This window comes from Nonlabens sp. Asnod3-A02 (genome assembly GCF_045063755.1).
Lineage (GTDB): Bacteria > Bacteroidota > Bacteroidia > Flavobacteriales > Flavobacteriaceae > Nonlabens > Nonlabens xylanidelens.
On the sequence record NZ_JBEFOC010000007.1, the window covers coordinates 98,001 to 115,784 of the forward strand.

Below are 17,784 nucleotides of genomic sequence, written 5' to 3' on the forward strand. Positions count from 1 at the left end.
GAATGAAATTAATTTTTAGGATAATATTGTGTATAGTACTTTTTATTGGTTGCTCAACATCAAAGATTAATAAATTGGGCAAATGCAATGAAAACCTTTCTTTCAAAAAAGAATTTGATAAAAATATAGAACAAGTTGAAAAGTATGTAAAAGGAAATGGAAACAGATTGGAATTTGACAAATCATTAATTTTTATTTCCAAATATGTTAAGGTATCTAATGACAAAATGTTGAATTATAACAACTCGTATACCACTATAGAGGACTTTACCAATGACAAAAAAGCTTGGTTAGAATGGTACCAAAAAAATAAGTGTGATAATTTACAGGTAAAATAGAGTATAAAAAAGCCATCTAAATTAGATGGCTTTTTTATGCTTTAAAACTTCGCTTTCCTCGCTGGCGCTCGTTTTTAACGAGTGCTAACCTAATGAAGCTAGTAAACACGATACCACGTCGCGCGCGTTTGCAACGCGTTCGTTAAAGTCTAGCATTTATAATGCGCAACTATTTAATGAGAAAGTGTTTAAAAAGAAAAACTAGATACGGCTTTTTCCACGTCGCGCGCGTTTGTAACGCGTTCGTTTTAACTAGGCATTTGAAATGCACATTTGTAATAACAATAGAAGATAAGTCAAAACAACTTTTTAACGCGACGCATTTGTTAAATATAACATTTGTAGTGCATATGATGTAAGAACAATGTACTTACAACACGATCCTACGATAGATTTCAATTGTTGAAAAGTGGTTTTGTGTAAATAGTAATTATTCTTTATTTGTGTTCCTCTTTCGCGAAAGCGAAACTCTTAAGAACATTATTCCAAACAAAAAATGCCTCTCAATATGAGAGGCATTTTTTTATATGATAATGAAAAGTTTTAATTGATTTCTTGCCATTTGAAAAGATCACCTTCTTTAAGATTCCATTTCTTTACCATGCCCGCTTTTACCTCGAGTACGTATTGTGCCTCACCTTTACTTTTTAATAAGGTCTCGTCTTTGGGTACCGCGTTAGTGTAGTAACTGTCTATGCGATTATCTGCAGTTATGTAGATAATGTCTAGAGGTACGTCTGTGTTTTTCATGTAGAAAAATCGAGGTCTAGCATCGTTAAAAACAAAAAGCATTCCTTGATCTTCAGTAAGCTGTTCTCTATACATCATACCTAGTTGTATGGTGTAATCGGTATCGGCTAGTTCTAGCTTTAATTGCTGTAGAGTGTCGTTTTCTTTATTAATAAGCACTGCTTGTGCCTCGTTCTTAAAGGACCAGTCACGAGCTCTCATTTCTGCTTCTTGGTCAGGTTTGCAACCGTGCAAGAGACAGGTTAATATTAATGTGCCTAAAAATAGTTTACGCATCGCTTTTCTTTTCAAACATACCATCAGGTCGGAACATAAGAAATAGACCCAATAGAATAAAAGGAACACTTAAAAGCTGACCTGTATTAAAGTGCATGCCTATAAGTTCAAATGCATCGGTATCTGTTTGTGGTTCTTTTACCGTTTCAATAAGTAGTCTTACCGTAAATAAAAGAACAAAGAATAACCCTAATATATACCCCAGTTTATTGCGCTTATCTGTTTTCCAGTAGACTAGGTAAAGAATTATAAAAACGCCTACATAACAAATTGCTTCATATAACTGTGCAGGGTGTTTGTAAGGTATAGCTTCTAATACATCTGCATATTGAGGGTTGTTTACCAGTGCGTCGATAGCCTTATCGGTATCTAATATTTTAGTTTGTTGTAATGCAGCTCTCACATTATCATCACTGGTGTCGCGTACAAATTTAAAACCTGCAAAAAAGTCGCCGCTAGGTTTTCCATTTATCTCGCTATTCATAAGGTTACCTAAACGTACAAAAGTACCTCCTATAGCGGTAGGTACCACGATACGGTCCAGTATCCATAACATATTTTTCTTTAAATGCTTGCGGCTGTAAAAGAACATAGCGATAATAATACCTATAGCTGCTCCATGACTCGCCATACCTGCGAAACCGGTCCATTTAAATGGAGATGTCTCAAATGGTAAGAATACTCTTAAAGGGTCTGAGAAAAAGGTAGATGGCTCATAAAATAAATAGTGACCTAATCGTGCACCTAGTAAACAGCCTATAACCGTGTACATAAATAGCGGATCTAGTTTTTCTACACTCACACCATCTCTTTTAAAGATAGGTTTGATAATGTACCATCCTAAGACAAATGCGATAACATAAGAAAGACTATAAAAATGCAATGTAAAAAAGCCTAAATCAAGCCCTTCTAACGGATTCCAGATCACTTTAAGTGAGAACATAAACGGTAATTTTTAAGTTGCTAAATTACTCTTTATCGTTTAAAATAGCGACTACTTCATCTTTCAATTATTTCCACTTGATATTGCAACCTATACTTGGTTTTTGTGGCTCTGGAACTTTTTTATTACCCAAAAGTGCGTCCATAGATTCACGTAATGACCTGCCGGTAAGCGGTATTCCGTTTCCAGGTCTAGAGTCGTCTAGCTGGCCGCGATATACTAACTTTAATTGATCGTCAAATAAATAAAAATCTGGTGTACACGCCGCGTTATATGCTCTCGCTACTTCTTGCGTTTCATCATATAAATAGGGAAAAGGGTAGTCGTTCTCATCAGCATGTTGGTTCATGCGATCTGGTCCATCTTGTGGATAGTTAACGACATCGTTACTAGAGATCGCTATAAAGTTAAACCCTGTAACTCTATAATCATTTGCTATTCTCACCAGTTCTTCATTTACATGAATTACAAACGGACAGTGATTGCATATAAACATAACCACCGTACCTCTAGCTCCTTTTTGATCTTGCAAGTGGATCATGTCACCACTTACGGTGTCTAGTAGAGTAAAGTCTGGTGCCGTTGTTCCTAACGGTAGCATGGTAGATGGGGTTAAGGACATGATAGTTTTTATTTATTAGTAGTAAAAGTATGATTTTTGTTACGCTTTCGCGAAAGCGAGACCAATAACCATCATTTTTCTTTTGCTAAACTTATTTTAAACCTTCTTCTAAAGGATTTGTTTTCTTTAAATTGAAAATAAAAACTATGAAAAACGGATACAATACACTATCAGAAGCGATAGAAGACTTGCAAAAAGAAGGTTTTACAGTAAACTTTGATCTAGTAGAAGATGGAGTGCATTCTAAAGATTTGAAAAAACAATGGAAAGCAGGAGAGATAGAAGTGGTAAAGTTTTATAGATTTGAAGGAATGAGCAGCGCAGGAGATAACACTATTCTTTATGTTCTAGAGTGTAAAACAGGTGAGAAAGGATTACTGGTAAATGCTTATGGAGCAGATGAATATATCTCTCCAGAAATGATAGAAAAATTAAAAATGAATTAATGGAGATATCTTGGGGTGATTTTGAAAAAGTAGATATGCGTGTAGGTACGGTGATGACAGTAAGTGATTTTCCAGAGGCACGTAATCCAGCTTATCAATTGCAAATTGATTTTGGCGATTTAGGTGTTAAAAAAACCAGTGCGCAAATTACTAAGCGATACGATAAAAAAGACCTGGTAGGCAAGCAAGTTATAGCGGTAGTTAATTTTCCTAAAAAGCAAATAGCCAACTTTATGAGTGAATGCCTAGTTCTAGGAGTAGTAGGAGATGATAAAGATGTTATCTTGTTACAACCTAATGCTCATGCAAAGAATGGCGATCGAGTAGGATAAAGATTCTTTATGTAGGCAAAGCCTAAACTAGAAATTTTCAATAAAAAAAATGCTTCTGAAAGTATATTCAGAAGCATTTTTTATGGAGTCAGAATTCAAAATTTACATTTGCTCAGCAAAGAAAATAGCGTTCATTAATAATTTATTAGTTCCGTACCAGAATGCTCTAAACTGAGTATTATCTGTAAAACCTATCACGTCACCACGGCCATAATTATTATGCTGAAATGGCACCGTGCTCTTTAAAGCCTCTAGATTTATATCAGAAATATAGCCACTCATTAAAGGGCTGTCTGTATACTTGATAGGATTGCGGTAACTGTCTTTATTTGGTTCTACAAATAGTGTCGTGTTTCTAAACATAGGTAACTGGTCATCTTTAAAGCCAAATGCAATAGGATGCGATCGGTCTAACTTCGTTTCAAAAATAGCTCCACCTATACGTTGCGCGCCGCTGTGATCACGTCGTTGCTCAAAGGTGATGTTCTTTGCAGGGTTTTCTGTTTTTTTGAATTTAAGAGGTAGCAATTTAGAACTGCTCATCCATCTTAATGCGCTGCGATACCCTATTAAAGTACCACCATTGCGAGTCCATGTTTTTAATTGGTCGATCACCTCATTTTCTGGACTTCCATAAGTCGCAGGAACAATAATGGTATTGTAACGACTTAAATCCTTACGGTTAATATCTGCTAGGTCTATTTTTGTAATAGGAATATCATATTGCTGGTCCATTAAATGCCAGATCTCTCCAGCGTCAGATGGGTTAATGCCTTCACCTACAAGAACAGCGATTTTAGGTAATTTAATATCTCTGAACTGACGTGACCCTAAATCGATTCCTTCTGTTAGGCCTGTTTTTACAGATGTTATACCTAGTTTATATTCCTTTTCGTTATTGGAAATCATATAATGCAATTCATGCATGTCCAATATTTGATTTTTAACAGGAATTAGAATAGTTCCGTAGTCATAATCTTTACCTTCTAACTGGAATGGTTTCATCGCAACCTTTACTCTAACTCCTTGCTCTATTAGATTATAAATGAATTTAGGAGTCTCATACTCATTCCAAGGCATAATATACGCATAGTCCGATTCGCCAACTATGTTAATTTTGCCATTGTAAGGAGCAGATCTAACCATTTTTTGGTAACCACTGTATTCTACATAATCCATATCAAAAGCCAGCGGGAACGTCCACGCACTGATATCATAAAACAAGCTGTCTTGAAAAGTGGTGCGCTTCTCAAACATTGCGTTGATCAATCTAGAATTTTTTTGATTTTTTGGTACTGTATAAGAATATCCTTCTTTGAAAAACTTCCCTTCTATATTATCATTTCCAAGATATCTCTCTACTTTAATATTGTGTCTTTTTAAAATCTCAGCAAGCGCATCTGTTCTTCCAGCATCTGTATGATCTCCAAAGATGATAGCGCCACCGCTCACTTCTTTTCTCGCATCTTTATAAAACTGATTTTGATAATCGAGTATTTCTTTACGTTTATTAGTTGCTGCTTTTAAGGTGCTCAAAGCTGCTGTGAATTGGTTTCTTATGGTAAAAGGAAAAGTCAATACTCCGTTATCAGAATTTTGAGCATGACCTCTAGAGCTAGCTTGCTCAAAAAGAATTCCTATAGATCCATTAATGTCTGGAAATGTAGATCCTTTACCGTAGTAGAAATCGTCATAATCTTCTTCTGTGTAATAAAGCGAGCCTATTTTGTCAAAACCTTCTGCGAGGTAATTCCCTATTTCACGAGTGAGTTTTTGATTCATCGCAGGAGTTAGTGGGTGTGTTCTCGATGGTATTCCTGGCTGGAAAAAGAAGCTAGAATTGGTTCCCATTTCATGATGATCTGTAAGAATATTAGGCAACCATTTATGGAATGTCTCTATGCGTGCTTGTGATTCTGGTAATTGAACTGGTAGCCAGTCGCGATTCATATCAAACCAATAGTGATTTGTACGTCCACCAGGCCAGGTTTCATTGTATTCTCTGTCGTAGGTGTCTGGGTTTACGTTATCACTTTTATTTTGATTAACCCAAGTGGCAAATCGTTGTAATCCATCAGGATTTAAACTAGGATCTAGAAGTATAACGGTGTTTTTTAAAAGTGCCTCTATTTCTGGACCTTGTGCAGCAGCTAGGTGATAGGCTAGAAGTAGAGCGGCGTTAGAGCCACTAGGTTCGTTTCCATGAATGGAAAAACCTTGATAAACGACTATGGGTGCGTTAGTGTTGTCCACGGCATCCTTGTCTGTTGCAGCGACATGGTCTTTTCTTATTTGTTCTATGTTTTTTTGATTTTCAACACTAGTTACTGTTAGTAAGTATAAAGGTCGGTCTTCATAGGTTTTGCCACGATTTTCAATAGTAAAACGATCAGATTTATCTGCCAGTACCATCATGTATTGAGCTAATTTATCATGAGATACATGCCATTTACCTGGTACATAACCTATTATTTCTTGCGGTGTAGGAATGTCAGGATTATAGGAAACATTTTGTGGTAAGTAATAATCTAGTGTAGGGTCTACAATAGTTTGTGCTGGTAACGCTTTCGCGAAAGCGAGAACCAACAATAGCAACATCGTTTGTTTCATGGTATAATTTTAATCGTGAGGTAATCGTAATTGGTGCATCAAAGGATACGTGGGATATAAAAATAAAAAAAGCCTCTCATATAGAAAGGCTTTGTGATAATTTTAAGGATATACTTATATGTCATCAAAACTGATGTCGGTAAAGCTTTCTGTAGAGTTAACAGTAGCTGTCTCTGTTGCGATAGGTGCCGCTTCTTCTCTTTTATAATCAGATTGATGGCGGTCAGATATAACTTCACCACCTTTTTTATCTATAATAAAGTCAGTGATCTCTTTGAGCGTGTCTCCAAATTCTTGAAAATCTTCTTTATAAAGATAGATTTTATGTTTCTTAAAGTGAAAACTACCATCGTCATTAGTGAATTTCTTACTTTCAGTAATAGTTAAGTAATAATCGTCTGCCTTAGTGGCTCTTACATCAAAGAAATAGGTACGTCTTCCTGCTCGTACTACTTTTGAAAATATCTCTTCTTGCTCTTGGTAATCTCGATCGCTCATGTTCTTTAAGTAGTGTTATATCTTACCAAAAATAGAAAAAAATGTCTAATAGAAAAGATAATCGATAATTAATATCATAAGCAACTGTGATATAGTTAATTGTGTGCGATAATTTTTGAATTATTAATCTTCTTGTAGCATTTGATTTGCATAAAGATCTGCATAATAGCCTTGATTTGCTAGAAGAGATTCATGATTACCTTGCTCTATAATGTTACCATCTTCTAGTACGATTATTTGATCTGCATTTTTTGCACTACTCACACGATGACTTACGATTACTGTAGTGGTGTCCTTAGTTACTTTTTTAAGATTATTTAAAATCTTTTCTTCGGTCTCTGTATCTACCGCACTTAAACAGTCGTCAAATAATAAAATTTGTGGTTTTTTAATAATTGCTCTAGCGATAGAAACACGTTGTTTCTGTCCGCCACTTAAGGTGATACCACGCTCTCCTAGTACAGTTTCATAACCCTTAGTAAAGTTGGTTATATTTTTGTGTACCACCGCATTTTTTGCAGCGGCTTCTATTTCTTCTTGACTAGCATCTTTTTTACCGAATGCTATGTTCTTACCTATAGAATCAGAGAATAAGAAGGCATCTTGAGGTACATAACCTATGGAGTTTCTTAAATCATTTAGGTTAAGTTGGTCGATTTCAATGTCGTCTACGGTTAGAGAGCCGTTATCGATATCATAAAGTCTACCTATTAATTCTAGGATAGTAGATTTACCACTACCTGTTTTTCCTAAAATAGCTAGTGTTTTTCCAGATGCTATCTCAAAGGATACATTCTTTAAAGCATGTATGTTAGTGTCTTCATAGGTAAAGTTTACATTCTTAAACGAGATGTTACCTTTAATAGGTGTAGGTGCTTCATTAAGATTTTTAATAGCTGGATCTATGTCTAAGAACTCGTTGATTCTTTTTTGAGAAGCCTCAGCCTGCTGTATCATGTTAGTCACCCAACCTACGATGGCAACTGGCCAGGTAAGCATGTTTACATAAATCAAAAATTCTGGTATGGTACCTACATCTATGGTTCCATCTATAACTTGTTTCCCACCTATATATATGACCATAATATTACTTAATCCTATTAATAAAACCATAAGCGGGAAGAATAGGGCCTGGATACGTGCTAGATCTATATTTTTATCTTTACTGTCGTTAGCTACTTGTGTAAACTGCTCATTCATTTGTGGAGCAAGATTATAAGCCTTAATAACAGATATACCACTAAATGCTTCTTGAGAGATGGTATTTAAATTTGATAAGTACTCTTGTACTAGTGTTGCACGCTTGTTGATTTCTCTACTTATTACATAAATAGCCACTGATAATATTGGTAATGGTATAATGGTATATATAGCTAGAGTAGGAGCGGTGTCTATCATCGCAGGTATAACAACGGCAAATAAGGTAATCATGTTTATACTGTACATGATGGCAGGTCCCATGTACATACGTACTTTAGAGACGTCTTCACTTATACGGTTCATTAAATCTCCAGTGCGATTTTGTTTGTAAAAACCTAAGGATAGGCGCTGGTATTGTTGATAAACTATGTTTTTAAGATCGTATTCTAGGTGTCTAGAAACAACTATTATTAATTGTCTCATGACAAAGGTAAGCACAGCGGCAAGTAGTGTAGATCCTAAGATAATCAAGATGTATAAAACGAGATCATCTTTCATCGCTTCCTTATCTGTAATCAGTCCTTTATCATAATCATTGAGTAGGTTTATGATTTTACCTACGTATTTAGGTAAATACAAGGATAGATAACGAGATATGATGGTGACTATAACACCGCCTATAAATTGCCATTTGTACTTTGCAAACAGTACATTTAGTTTTTTAAGTTCTTTCATTTACTTACAAATTCCCTAAGGGAAATTATTTTTTTTAAACAGTCGGTAAATTAAGCATGGTAAATTGCCTAATCCCTAAAATCAAGTTATTTTTGCACGCTTTTTAATAACAATCTTTAAAGTCAATAAATTTATTTTTATGCCTCAAGAATTTGATTCTTTAGAAAAATTAGTTCGTCAAGATCCTGTCTTTGGTCAGGTATCGTTTGACGGTCACGAGCAAATCGTTTTTTGTAACGACAAAGATACAGGACTGAAAGCCATTATCGGTATTCATAATACAGTATTAGGTCCTGCATTAGGCGGTACACGTATGTGGCAATATGAAAATGAATGGGCTGCCCTTAATGACGTTTTAAGACTTTCTAGAGGTATGACCTTTAAAAGTGCCATTACTGGATTAAATCTAGGTGGAGGAAAAGCCGTTATTATAGGTGATGCAAAAACTCAAAAAACACCTGAGTTAATGCGCAAATTTGGTGAATTTGTACATTCATTAAGCGGTCGTTACATCACTGCCGAAGATGTAGGTATGGCTACCGAAGATATGGATACAGTACGTGAGGTAACGCCTTATGTAACTGGTATATCTCAAGAAAAAGGTGGTGCAGGAAATCCTTCTCCTATTACAGCATACGGTGTTTTTATGGGTATGAAAGCAGCTGCACAGTTTAAGTACGGCAGCGATGTGCTAGAAGATAAAAAAATCTATGTAGAAGGAATAGGTAACGTAGGTGAGACTCTAGTAGAATATCTAACTCAAGAAGGTGCTGACGTAGTTGTTTCTGATATTAATCAAGACAGACTAGAAGAAGTAAGAGATAAATATGGTGTGACTATTTATGGAGGTAACGATTTACATGCAGAGCAAATGGATATTTATGCTCCATGTGCATTAGGTGCGACTATAAATGACACTTCTATCAATAAATTACAAGCATCTATTATTGCTGGTGCCGCAAATAATCAACTTGCAGATGAGGTAAAGCATGGTATGCTACTTCAAAACAAAGGAATTGTTTATGCTCCAGACTTTTTAATTAATGCAGGTGGGATTATAAATGTTTATGCAGAGTTAGAAGGGTATGACCGTTCTGAAATCATGAGAAAAACTGAAAATATTTATACGACTACTATAGAAATTTTAAATCGTGCCAAAGAAACTGGCGTGAGTACTCATAAAGCAGCTTTAGAGATCGCACAAGCTCGTATTGCAGCTAGAAAACAAGAGCAGCTAGTTTACTAGTTCACTTTAAAACAGTATTTTTGCCTCGTTTTTAGAAGTAGAAACGAGGTTAATAGTTATTATAATTCCGCTTTCGCGAAAGCTAACTTAAACAATAGCTCGCTAGAGTAATAAATAAAACGTTCTTATGCTTACCAGAAGACAATTGCGCATCAAAGTAATGCAAGCAGTTTTTTCTTTTCAACGTCAAAATACAGACGATTTAAAAGACCTTGAAAAGTTTATCAACACTAGTATGACGCAATCATACACGCTGTTTTTATACATGGCGCAACTGCTGGTTAAAATCCATGAAGAAGCTGTAGAAAGACATGGAAAAAAGCAAAGAAGATTGCTTTCTTCTAATGTAGAAGAAAATCCATCAAGACACTTTATTGATAATAAAATTTTATTACAATTAAGAGAGAGCGAGGCGCTTAAAGATGCGTTACAACAACGTGATCTAGATCCATGGCATCTAGATTCTAAGTATGTAGAAAATCTTTATTTCAAAATTCAAGAAAGCAAGACCTTTGTCGTTTATTCTATGGATGAAGAGCCTTCACTTAAAAAGGATCTAAAATTCTTAACCTACATCTACGAAGATATTATTGCACCTAGTGATGAGTTGCTAGATTACCTAGAAGACATTAACATCACATGGACCGATGATTTTCCACTAGTTAATTCTACCATGATTCAATTCATGCGTAAGATTAAACCTTTAAAGGAAGTTGTATTACCACCTTTATTTAAAGATCAAGAAGACGCAAAGTTTACTATGAATCTTTTTAGAAAGACATTGTTAAACATTAATGAACTATCTGCTCGTATAGAAGGTAAAACACCTAACTGGGATAAAGAACGTATCGCTCAAATAGATATGGTGCTGATTATGATGGCACAAGCAGAGTTTTTATACTTCTCAGACATACCGGTTAAGGTTACTATCAATGAATATCTTGAGATAGCTAAAGATTATAGTACTCCTAAAAGTGCCAATTTTATCAACGGTATTCTAGATAATTTACTCAAGGAATTTGAGAAAAATGATCAGCTACATAAAATGGGGAGAGGTTTAATGTAAGGTTAAGTTAATAGCGTTGGATTAAAACATGTTTTTAATTACATTTGCTTTACATTTTTTAGAAATTATTAAAATAAAACATGATGAAAAAATTAGTTTTGATGGTAGCTGCTGTAGCTACAATGGCTTTAACTAGCTGTAACGAAAAAGCACAATCTGCAACAATCGATGAAGCAAACCTTACCGCTGCAGCTGCAAGTAAAGAAGTTGCTGGTGACTATCCAGAAATGACTTTTGCTGAAACTGAATTTGATTTTGGTACTGTAGAAGAAGGTGCAGTAGTTGAGCATGAATATAAGTTTACGAACACAGGAAGTGCTCCACTTATCGTTGTAAACGCAAAAGGATCTTGTGGTTGTACAGTTCCTACTTGGTCTAAAGAGCCTATCGCTCCTGGTGCTGAAGGTACTATGCTAGTGAAATTTAACACTAACGGTAAGCCTAACGCACAGACTAAAACAGTTACTATTAAGGCAAATACAGAATCTGGTACTGAGTCTATCCGTATTAAAGGTTTTGTAAATCCTAAGGCTAAGGCTGGCGCGCCTAACGCATAAGGATTTTTTATTATGGACATGAATACCATTATAAACTTTGCGCCTTACCTGCTTATCATCGGAGTGTTCTACTTTTTGATCATGCGACCACAAGCACAAAAGCGTAAAGAAGAAAAAACTTTTGCAGAATCACTTAAAGTGGGTACCAAAGTAATTACTACTAGCGGTATACACGGTAAAGTAAATCAAATTAATCCTGAAAAAGGAACCGTTTTGATTGAAACAGGTGCTGGTAAAATTACTTTTGAAAGATCTGCAATATCTGTAGAGCTGACAAAGAAATTATCAGAAACAGTGATTACTAAAGAAAATTAAGAACAGTTTATGTTCATTTATAAAACCCTTGAGAAATCAAGGGTTTTTTTTGTGTCTCGTTTTAATTAAATTATTTGTGTTTATCCATTCCAGGTAACTCCTTCCATCTTCCATCTTCAGCGACATCTTTTAAAGTTTTATTGCGTTGTTCTAAAAGACGCGTCATATAGTTTTTTAGAAATAGAGTATCCGCTAGTTTACCTAGAATACCTAATGGTGAGGTGTAATTGAATGTATCCTTCATGAGTGTAGAGCCATCCTCTTGTTGCTCAAAAAAATGTTCATGTTTAAAATGCTTGAAAGCTCCTTTTACCAGCTGGTCTGCAAAATAATTGTGCGGTTCTACATCTGTAATTAAACTAGTCAGTTCTTGAGTAAACCCTAAGTGCTTTGCTCTCCAGGTAACAGTTTCTCCTTTTTCTACAAGACCAGTCGTTCTTCCTGCAATGGCTTTTTCATTTGTGTGTTCTAATGATAATATATGCAAGTCTATACTTCTAGCTAGATCAAAAACTAGTTCTATGGGTTCGTTTATAGTAGTAGAAAGATGTAAACTGGGCATTTTTTGTGTTTATTGATGATTTTTTCTTTCACGAACTAAAGTTGTAGTAAAAGTTAATAGGTCTAACAATTACTACATTCCCTACTCTCCATAGAAAAAGGTATTCTAACATAAGATTGTACTGGTATGCCTCTTACTTGAGCTGGTTTCCATTTTACATCCATACTTCGTAGACCTCTAATTGCCATTTCATCAGGTCCTTTACCCATTCCATCCTTTATTTTAATATCACTTACATTACCTTCTTTATCGATAACGAAAAGTATGCTCATATTAGTACTGTAATCGTTATTGTTGAGTTCTATTAAATCATAATAATGACTTATGTGTATCTGTAACTTACGCATAAACTTTTTAGAATTCATCAAAGGTTGAGCACTTTGAGAATAGGAATCATACGTGTAACTTTTTCCATTGTGATAGCTTTTTCCAGATTTGGGAACCCCATCTTCGTATATTTCTTCATATACTAAGACATTGTCTTTGTACCCTTTCCATAAACCACTAGCTTTTTGGTTTTTGTAATGGCCACTCAGGCTATCTATTGCCTTACTGTCGCCTTTGTATGGACCATTAAAAACTCCATTCCCATCTTTGATAGAGACACTACCATCCAGCTCTTTTTTATATTTATAATAATATGGTACACCTTCTTCACTAGATTTACTCAAAGCATAGTTTTCTAGTAAGTTGCCAGTGGAATCATAAACAGATTGATAACCTACTATTCGATCACTAGAATAGGTAAGTTGCCTCATCTTATTACCATTACTATAGAACCATTGCCAGGTGCCAGTTCTATAATCTGTTCTTATTTCCAAATATCCTTTTGAAAATAACTGATCATTTTGCTTGTAATAAGTTTCCTCTTTTATTAAACCTATGGATGCATCTGCCTCTTTAATTTGATAAAAGACTGCTGCTGTAGAATCGGTTATCACTTTTCTATCGTCATCTAGCCAGCTCTTTTCTTGAGCAATGGCTACCGCAAATAGACCAAGGGTTAATACTATGGCCAACGAATATTTGATCATTTTTATTTCTTTTCAGCTACTAATTCTGCTATTCTTACTATCACCTCTGTAGCTTTTATCATACTCTCTACAGGAACATATTCATAAGGTCCATGGAAATTATGACCACCAGCAAAAATATTTGGACATGGTAATCCCATATAGCTTAATTGAGATCCATCTGTACCACCGCGTATAGGTTTAATAAGAGGTGTAATGCCTAGATCTTTCATTGCTTGTTCTGCAACATCTACGATATGCATTACTGGCTCTACTTTCTCACGCATGTTGAAGTATTGATCTTTGATTTCTATACTTACTGCCTCACGATCATATTGCTCATTAAGAGTGTTTACAAGGTTTTGCATCACTTCTTTACGTGCTTCAAAATGTTTTTTATTGTGATCTCTAATGATGTACTGTAATTCTGATTTTTCTACCGCTCCTTTCATATTATGCAGGTGAAAGAATCCTTGGTATTCCTCTGTATGTTCTGGAGTTTCCATTCTAGGTAAAGAATCGATGAATTCCTGAGCTACATACATGGAGTTGATCATTTTTCCTTTGGCATATCCTGGGTGAACTATTTTACCATAAAAAGTTACTACCGCGCCAGCAGCATTAAAATTTTCATATTCCAGTTCTCCTATCTGGCTACCATCCATTGTGTAAGCCCAGTCTGCACCAAATTTCTCTACGTCAAACTTATGTGCACCGCGACCTATTTCTTCATCTGGTGTAAAACCTACCTTAATAGCACCGTGTTTAATTTCTGGATTGTCCAGCATGTGCTTCATTGCAGTCATTATTTCGGTAATTCCAGCTTTATCATCTGCCGCCAGTAGAGTAGTACCATCTGTTGTAATAATGGTCTGTCCTTTGTATTGTTTTAAATCGTCAAAATATTCTGGAGATAAAACAAGATCAGATCCTTTTAAAGGAATATCACCACCATCATATTTTTCTATAATTTGAGGTTTAACATCCTTACCTGTAAAATCTGGAGTACTATCAAAGTGCGAGATAAAACCTATAGTAGGCGTTTCATGTTCTACATTTGATGGTAGAGTAGCCATTATATATGCATTCTCATCTATAGTCACATCGCTCATTCCCATATCTATAAGCTCTTGATGTAATTTGCGTGCAAGATCCCACTGCTTTTCACTACTAGGAGTTGTGTCACTATTAGGGTCTGACTCCGTATCGATGGTGATGTAACTTATGAAACGTTCTATGATTTCTTGCTTCTTCATGGCTTTTTTTTGTTGTGTAAAGATAGTTTGATTCCGCTTTCGCGAAAGCGGAATTTTTCAAAAACTCTTTATATAAATATTAATTTATTGATTTGATAATGTGATGGATAAAGGGTTGTTTGCAATATTACCAGCGATTATTATAAACCGATAACGGATTATAAGATCTATGTAATGCGGTGTTTCTATTGGCTTCAAAAAAGGCAGGATTACTAGACTTAAATTTTCTAGCAAATCGATCGTTTTCTAAATACACATTTACAGCCTTGCGGTCTTTTTTAAATCTTAATCTGCCAAAATCTGTGTTTGCATTAGGCGTATAAGGCTTAGACTCTAAGGACTGTGATTCATTATAAATGGAAACCATATCGATGGTTTTTACTCCAGGAGTTATAGAAAAACCTGTGTTAGGATTAACTATATTATTGCTGTCTAGACTCAAAGTAATATTGATTTGATGCTCTGGCATTAAAAAAAGATTGAAACCTTGAAGGTTATCATTATTTAATTCCTGTCCATAATTGATGGAGCATGCGCAACAAATAATAATAAAAGAGACCCATTTATTCATAGTTTTAAAGATAGATAATGAAAAAGGATTGAGCAAAAAAAATCGAGTTACATTGCTGTAACTCGATTCATTTTAAAAAATCTAAAATCAATTCAGATTTCCCCTAATTACAACTATGGAAAATTCCAATAAACCATAGCTTAATCATAATTTACTTTTTAATAAACTGATCTGTTGCTATTTCTCCAGTTTCTGTTGTTACTTTTATGATATACATTCCAGTTTTTAGGTCTTGAACATTAACTTCTTCTGTTTGAGAAATCAATATTTGTTGCCCTTGTAGGTTATATACTTCTGCTTTAGCGAAAGCGTTATTTTTAACAATGATATTTATAATGTTTGTTACTGGATTGGGATATAAGCTCATAGATAGTTGTTCTACATCATTGATTCCTGCGGTTGCTCCGAACTCGTATGCACCCATGTCTATCGAGCTTCCTGCGATACGATTGTTACCAATTAGGTCGTATTGTAACCATTGGTTATTATAAAGGCTGCTTAATCCGGTATCCACACTCGGAGAAGTACTTTGCAGACTGTAATCTCCATTTGCAGGATCGACAAAAAGTGGGTCACCTGTAATCATATTAATTCCAGATATACCGTATCCATTATCTGATAATGAATTTTTTAGATCAAAATTTCTCGGTCCATCATTGAACAGTGGTGTGGTTACACTATTACCATAAAAAATACAATTGTAATAACTATATGATGCAGTAAGCTGATCGCTGTAAGTTCTAATATTTGCATTACCATTTCCAGAATTAGGAGATGAATAAGTGTTATTTGCGACTACTGAATTTAGAAATTGCATATTTACCGCCGTTCCATTTTGACTATTAGGATTGATCCATACAACACCTGTTGAACTCTGTCCAAATATGCTGTTTGTTAATGACGTGTTATCCACTATCAATGTATTTACAAATCGCACTGAACCATCAATAGAAATATTATCATAAAATGCACAAACTCCACCAGTAAGGTTGTTTTTAATGATATTATTCTGACTTAGAAAAGCAGAACCACTAGGCGATGAATTTACCGTAATTGTACCATGACCATAGGAAATATTGTTTTCAAATACACAATTGTTGATCGTTGTAGACTTATTGATAAGGGCACCAGCTCCATTTTGATTAGCATTTACATTTGCATGTCCACCGCTTATGTATATACCGTCTATTACCGTATTTGAAGCATAGACTTTTAAAATCACACGATTGTTGTCAGACCTGTCGGCGGCGTTAAAAGCTGGAATAGCAGTGTCATTATTTTGCTGGTCGCCAGATAATCTAGTGATGTTTGTTATAAAATCACGTTCAGCAAGAGTAGTTTCAGTTCCATTAAATCCTCCATAAATATTCTTAGTGTTATTTACTGTAAAGGATTCGCTTACACCGGCTAAAGGTTTATAAGTTCCTGCCGCTACCCATACATCTACAGTGTTAGCATTATCAAGTGCATCTTGCAACTTTATATAAGCATTTGCCCAACTAGATCCATCATTTGCTCCGGTAGCATTAGCATCTACATAGAGTGGTGGTTGAACTATAGGTGAATTTTCTGAAGCTAGTGCTGTAACCTCAACACTTGTAAGTGCACGCTCGTAATATCTAATGTCATCAAGAGATCCTGGAAATGCTCCTTGTGGTGCAACTATTAATCGAGGATCTGTTATAAATTGTGGTGCTGCTCCAGCTGTATTATTAAGCGAAACTACCGATGGGTATGATTGTAAAACTCCATCTACGTAAGTATCAAATTCTATGGTGTTACCGTTAACCTCGCTTACTAATGCAACATGATGCCATGTGTCATCAGTCAAACTAGGAATACTTGTAGTGGCAAAACCATTTTTTTGAATTCCATTAACACTTCCTCTTGCATAATATTCAAACCTGCCAGGATTAGAACTGTCGCTATTATTTATTCTTATATTCAAGAAGCCAGAACTTCCTCCTATTAAAAAAATCTGTGTTGTATTTGCTGCAAGGTCTGTAAGGTCTACTTTCATCCAGAAGCTCATAGAAATTTCTTGATTATTAACGGTCGAACCTTGTCGTGTATTGATAAAGTAATCGGTATTCATTTGGTATGCAGTGTTTGCTGTACCAGCTCTGTCTATTACTGAGACAGCAGTTTGATTATTTGTAGTAAGATCTGCAGTTCCAGGTGTTACTTGATTCACTAGACTTCCGTTAGTAAATGTAAAATCCCATAATTGCCCTGTGGGGATTTGAGCATTTGCACTTATCGTAAACAGAAAAGCGATAATTAAAAAATGTAATGTTTTTTTCATGATTGTAATTATTAGTTGATTTACAATCGCAAATTTGCGGTAGCAAAGGGGGCGGTTTTTATGAGAACTTATGAAGGAGTGATTTCAACTTATAAAGGCCTATCAAAAAATTAAAATCAACTTGATTAGTTGCAGTTATAAGCTTAACTCGGCTTTGTTTTTATAATTTGTTTTAAAACATTTATGCAAGGTTGTCAGTATAT

18 protein-coding genes are annotated in these 17,784 nt (G+C 35.1%); 7 read left to right on the forward strand and 11 right to left on the reverse strand.

All coding sequences use genetic code 11. From position 1 onward, the window contains the following. Window positions 1-2: 2 nt before the first annotated feature. Window positions 3-338, forward strand: coding sequence for a hypothetical protein (locus tag ACJJVN_RS03640; RefSeq protein WP_405377165.1), 336 nt, complete (start codon window positions 3-5; stop codon window positions 336-338). A 543-nt stretch (window positions 339-881) separates the two neighbouring features. On the opposite strand, the gene ACJJVN_RS03645 is transcribed toward ACJJVN_RS03640, so the two are convergent. From ACJJVN_RS03645 to ACJJVN_RS03655, 3 genes are all read right to left on the reverse strand, one after another. Continuing rightward, window positions 882-1,364, reverse strand: coding sequence for a DUF192 domain-containing protein (locus ACJJVN_RS03645; protein WP_405377166.1), 483 nt, complete (start codon window positions 1,362-1,364; stop codon window positions 882-884). Continuing rightward, window positions 1,357-2,307: a prolipoprotein diacylglyceryl transferase gene (gene lgt / locus ACJJVN_RS03650; RefSeq protein ID WP_405377167.1), complete on the reverse strand. Its 951-nt coding sequence runs from the start codon at window positions 2,305-2,307 to the stop codon at window positions 1,357-1,359. The genes ACJJVN_RS03645 and lgt overlap by 8 nt, the downstream gene beginning before the upstream one ends. Window positions 2,308-2,374: 67 nt before the next feature. Then, complete coding sequence (locus ACJJVN_RS03655; protein ID WP_405369684.1) at window positions 2,375-2,929, reverse strand: thioredoxin family protein; 555 nt, start codon at window positions 2,927-2,929, stop codon at window positions 2,375-2,377. A 146-nt stretch (window positions 2,930-3,075) separates the two neighbouring features. Between ACJJVN_RS03655 and ACJJVN_RS03660 the strand changes: the two genes are divergently transcribed. Next, complete coding sequence (locus tag ACJJVN_RS03660; protein ID WP_405377168.1) at window positions 3,076-3,375, forward strand: phosphoribosylpyrophosphate synthetase; 300 nt, start codon at window positions 3,076-3,078, stop codon at window positions 3,373-3,375. Further along, complete coding sequence (locus tag ACJJVN_RS03665) at window positions 3,375-3,707, forward strand: tRNA-binding protein (protein WP_405377169.1); 333 nt, start codon at window positions 3,375-3,377, stop codon at window positions 3,705-3,707. The genes ACJJVN_RS03660 and ACJJVN_RS03665 overlap by 1 nt, the downstream gene beginning before the upstream one ends. 102 nt (window positions 3,708-3,809) lie before the next feature. On the opposite strand, the gene ACJJVN_RS03670 is transcribed toward ACJJVN_RS03665, so the two are convergent. The 3 genes from ACJJVN_RS03670 to ACJJVN_RS03680 form a co-directional block, all read right to left on the reverse strand. Next, window positions 3,810-6,317 carry a M14 family metallopeptidase gene (locus ACJJVN_RS03670; RefSeq protein ID WP_405377170.1) on the reverse strand — a complete coding sequence of 836 codons (2,508 nt, stop codon included), beginning with the start codon at window positions 6,315-6,317 and terminating at the stop codon, window positions 3,810-3,812. A gap of 114 nt (window positions 6,318-6,431) precedes the next feature. Next, on the reverse strand, window positions 6,432-6,815 hold the full coding sequence (locus ACJJVN_RS03675) for a PUR family DNA/RNA-binding protein (RefSeq protein WP_104516096.1): 384 nt from the start codon (window positions 6,813-6,815) through the stop codon (window positions 6,432-6,434). 123 nt (window positions 6,816-6,938) lie between these two features. Further along, window positions 6,939-8,690, reverse strand: a complete 1,752-nt coding sequence (locus ACJJVN_RS03680; RefSeq protein WP_104516097.1) for an ABC transporter ATP-binding protein — start codon at window positions 8,688-8,690, stop codon at window positions 6,939-6,941. A 139-nt stretch (window positions 8,691-8,829) separates the two neighbouring features. Here ACJJVN_RS03680 and ACJJVN_RS03685 point away from each other — a divergent pair, with 139 nt between their 5' ends. From ACJJVN_RS03685 to yajC, 4 genes are all read left to right on the forward strand, one after another. Next, a complete protein-coding gene (locus ACJJVN_RS03685; RefSeq protein WP_104516098.1) occupies window positions 8,830-9,936 on the forward strand; it encodes a Glu/Leu/Phe/Val dehydrogenase in 1,107 nt (368 codons plus the stop codon). Between the two features lie 127 nt (window positions 9,937-10,063). Further along, window positions 10,064-11,002, forward strand: a complete 939-nt coding sequence (gene nusB / locus ACJJVN_RS03690; protein ID WP_104516099.1) for a transcription antitermination factor NusB — start codon at window positions 10,064-10,066, stop codon at window positions 11,000-11,002. Between the two features lie 83 nt (window positions 11,003-11,085). Next, window positions 11,086-11,559 carry a DUF1573 domain-containing protein gene (locus ACJJVN_RS03695; RefSeq protein WP_104516178.1) on the forward strand — a complete coding sequence of 158 codons (474 nt, stop codon included), beginning with the start codon at window positions 11,086-11,088 and terminating at the stop codon, window positions 11,557-11,559. An 18-nt stretch (window positions 11,560-11,577) separates the two neighbouring features. Next, window positions 11,578-11,874 (forward strand): preprotein translocase subunit YajC, encoded by a 297-nt coding sequence (yajC, locus tag ACJJVN_RS03700; RefSeq protein ID WP_317044703.1) that lies wholly within the window; start codon window positions 11,578-11,580, stop codon window positions 11,872-11,874. Between the two features lie 70 nt (window positions 11,875-11,944). Here the strand turns inward: yajC and ACJJVN_RS03705 are convergent, their stop codons facing one another. From ACJJVN_RS03705 to ACJJVN_RS03725, 5 genes are all read right to left on the reverse strand, one after another. Continuing rightward, entirely contained in the window at window positions 11,945-12,436 is a 492-nt protein-coding gene (locus tag ACJJVN_RS03705; protein WP_405377171.1) for a cell division protein, read from the reverse strand. Window positions 12,437-12,498: 62 nt separating this feature from the next. Then, complete coding sequence (locus tag ACJJVN_RS03710) at window positions 12,499-13,470, reverse strand: hypothetical protein (RefSeq protein ID WP_405377172.1); 972 nt, start codon at window positions 13,468-13,470, stop codon at window positions 12,499-12,501. 2 nt (window positions 13,471-13,472) lie between these two features. Further along, window positions 13,473-14,705: a peptidase T gene (gene pepT, locus ACJJVN_RS03715; protein ID WP_405377173.1), complete on the reverse strand. Its 1,233-nt coding sequence runs from the start codon at window positions 14,703-14,705 to the stop codon at window positions 13,473-13,475. A gap of 127 nt (window positions 14,706-14,832) precedes the next feature. Next, window positions 14,833-15,276: a hypothetical protein gene (locus tag ACJJVN_RS03720; protein WP_405369677.1), complete on the reverse strand. Its 444-nt coding sequence runs from the start codon at window positions 15,274-15,276 to the stop codon at window positions 14,833-14,835. Between the two features lie 151 nt (window positions 15,277-15,427). Next, on the reverse strand, window positions 15,428-17,581 hold the full coding sequence (locus ACJJVN_RS03725; RefSeq protein WP_405377174.1) for a LamG-like jellyroll fold domain-containing protein: 2,154 nt from the start codon (window positions 17,579-17,581) through the stop codon (window positions 15,428-15,430). Window positions 17,582-17,784: the final 203 nt, after the last annotated feature.

Coding starts and splice junctions, on each gene's coding strand:
- ACJJVN_RS03640 (WP_405377165.1), top strand. CDS start 3: ATGAAATTAATTTTTAGGATAATATTGTGTATAGTACTTTTTATTGGT.
- ACJJVN_RS03645 (WP_405377166.1), bottom strand. CDS start 1,364: ATGCGTAAACTATTTTTAGGCACATTAATATTAACCTGTCTCTTGCAC.
- lgt (WP_405377167.1), bottom strand. CDS start 2,307: ATGTTCTCACTTAAAGTGATCTGGAATCCGTTAGAAGGGCTTGATTTA.
- ACJJVN_RS03655 (WP_405369684.1), bottom strand. CDS start 2,929: ATGTCCTTAACCCCATCTACCATGCTACCGTTAGGAACAACGGCACCA.
- ACJJVN_RS03660 (WP_405377168.1), top strand. CDS start 3,076: ATGAAAAACGGATACAATACACTATCAGAAGCGATAGAAGACTTGCAA.
- ACJJVN_RS03665 (WP_405377169.1), top strand. CDS start 3,375: ATGGAGATATCTTGGGGTGATTTTGAAAAAGTAGATATGCGTGTAGGT.
- ACJJVN_RS03670 (WP_405377170.1), bottom strand. CDS start 6,317: ATGAAACAAACGATGTTGCTATTGTTGGTTCTCGCTTTCGCGAAAGCG.
- ACJJVN_RS03675 (WP_104516096.1), bottom strand. CDS start 6,815: ATGAGCGATCGAGATTACCAAGAGCAAGAAGAGATATTTTCAAAAGTA.
- ACJJVN_RS03680 (WP_104516097.1), bottom strand. CDS start 8,690: ATGAAAGAACTTAAAAAACTAAATGTACTGTTTGCAAAGTACAAATGG.
- ACJJVN_RS03685 (WP_104516098.1), top strand. CDS start 8,830: ATGCCTCAAGAATTTGATTCTTTAGAAAAATTAGTTCGTCAAGATCCT.
- nusB (WP_104516099.1), top strand. CDS start 10,064: ATGCTTACCAGAAGACAATTGCGCATCAAAGTAATGCAAGCAGTTTTT.
- ACJJVN_RS03695 (WP_104516178.1), top strand. CDS start 11,086: ATGAAAAAATTAGTTTTGATGGTAGCTGCTGTAGCTACAATGGCTTTA.
- yajC (WP_317044703.1), top strand. CDS start 11,578: ATGAATACCATTATAAACTTTGCGCCTTACCTGCTTATCATCGGAGTG.
- ACJJVN_RS03705 (WP_405377171.1), bottom strand. CDS start 12,436: ATGCCCAGTTTACATCTTTCTACTACTATAAACGAACCCATAGAACTA.
- ACJJVN_RS03710 (WP_405377172.1), bottom strand. CDS start 13,470: ATGATCAAATATTCGTTGGCCATAGTATTAACCCTTGGTCTATTTGCG.
- pepT (WP_405377173.1), bottom strand. CDS start 14,705: ATGAAGAAGCAAGAAATCATAGAACGTTTCATAAGTTACATCACCATC.
- ACJJVN_RS03720 (WP_405369677.1), bottom strand. CDS start 15,276: ATGAATAAATGGGTCTCTTTTATTATTATTTGTTGCGCATGCTCCATC.
- ACJJVN_RS03725 (WP_405377174.1), bottom strand. CDS start 17,581: ATGAAAAAAACATTACATTTTTTAATTATCGCTTTTCTGTTTACGATA.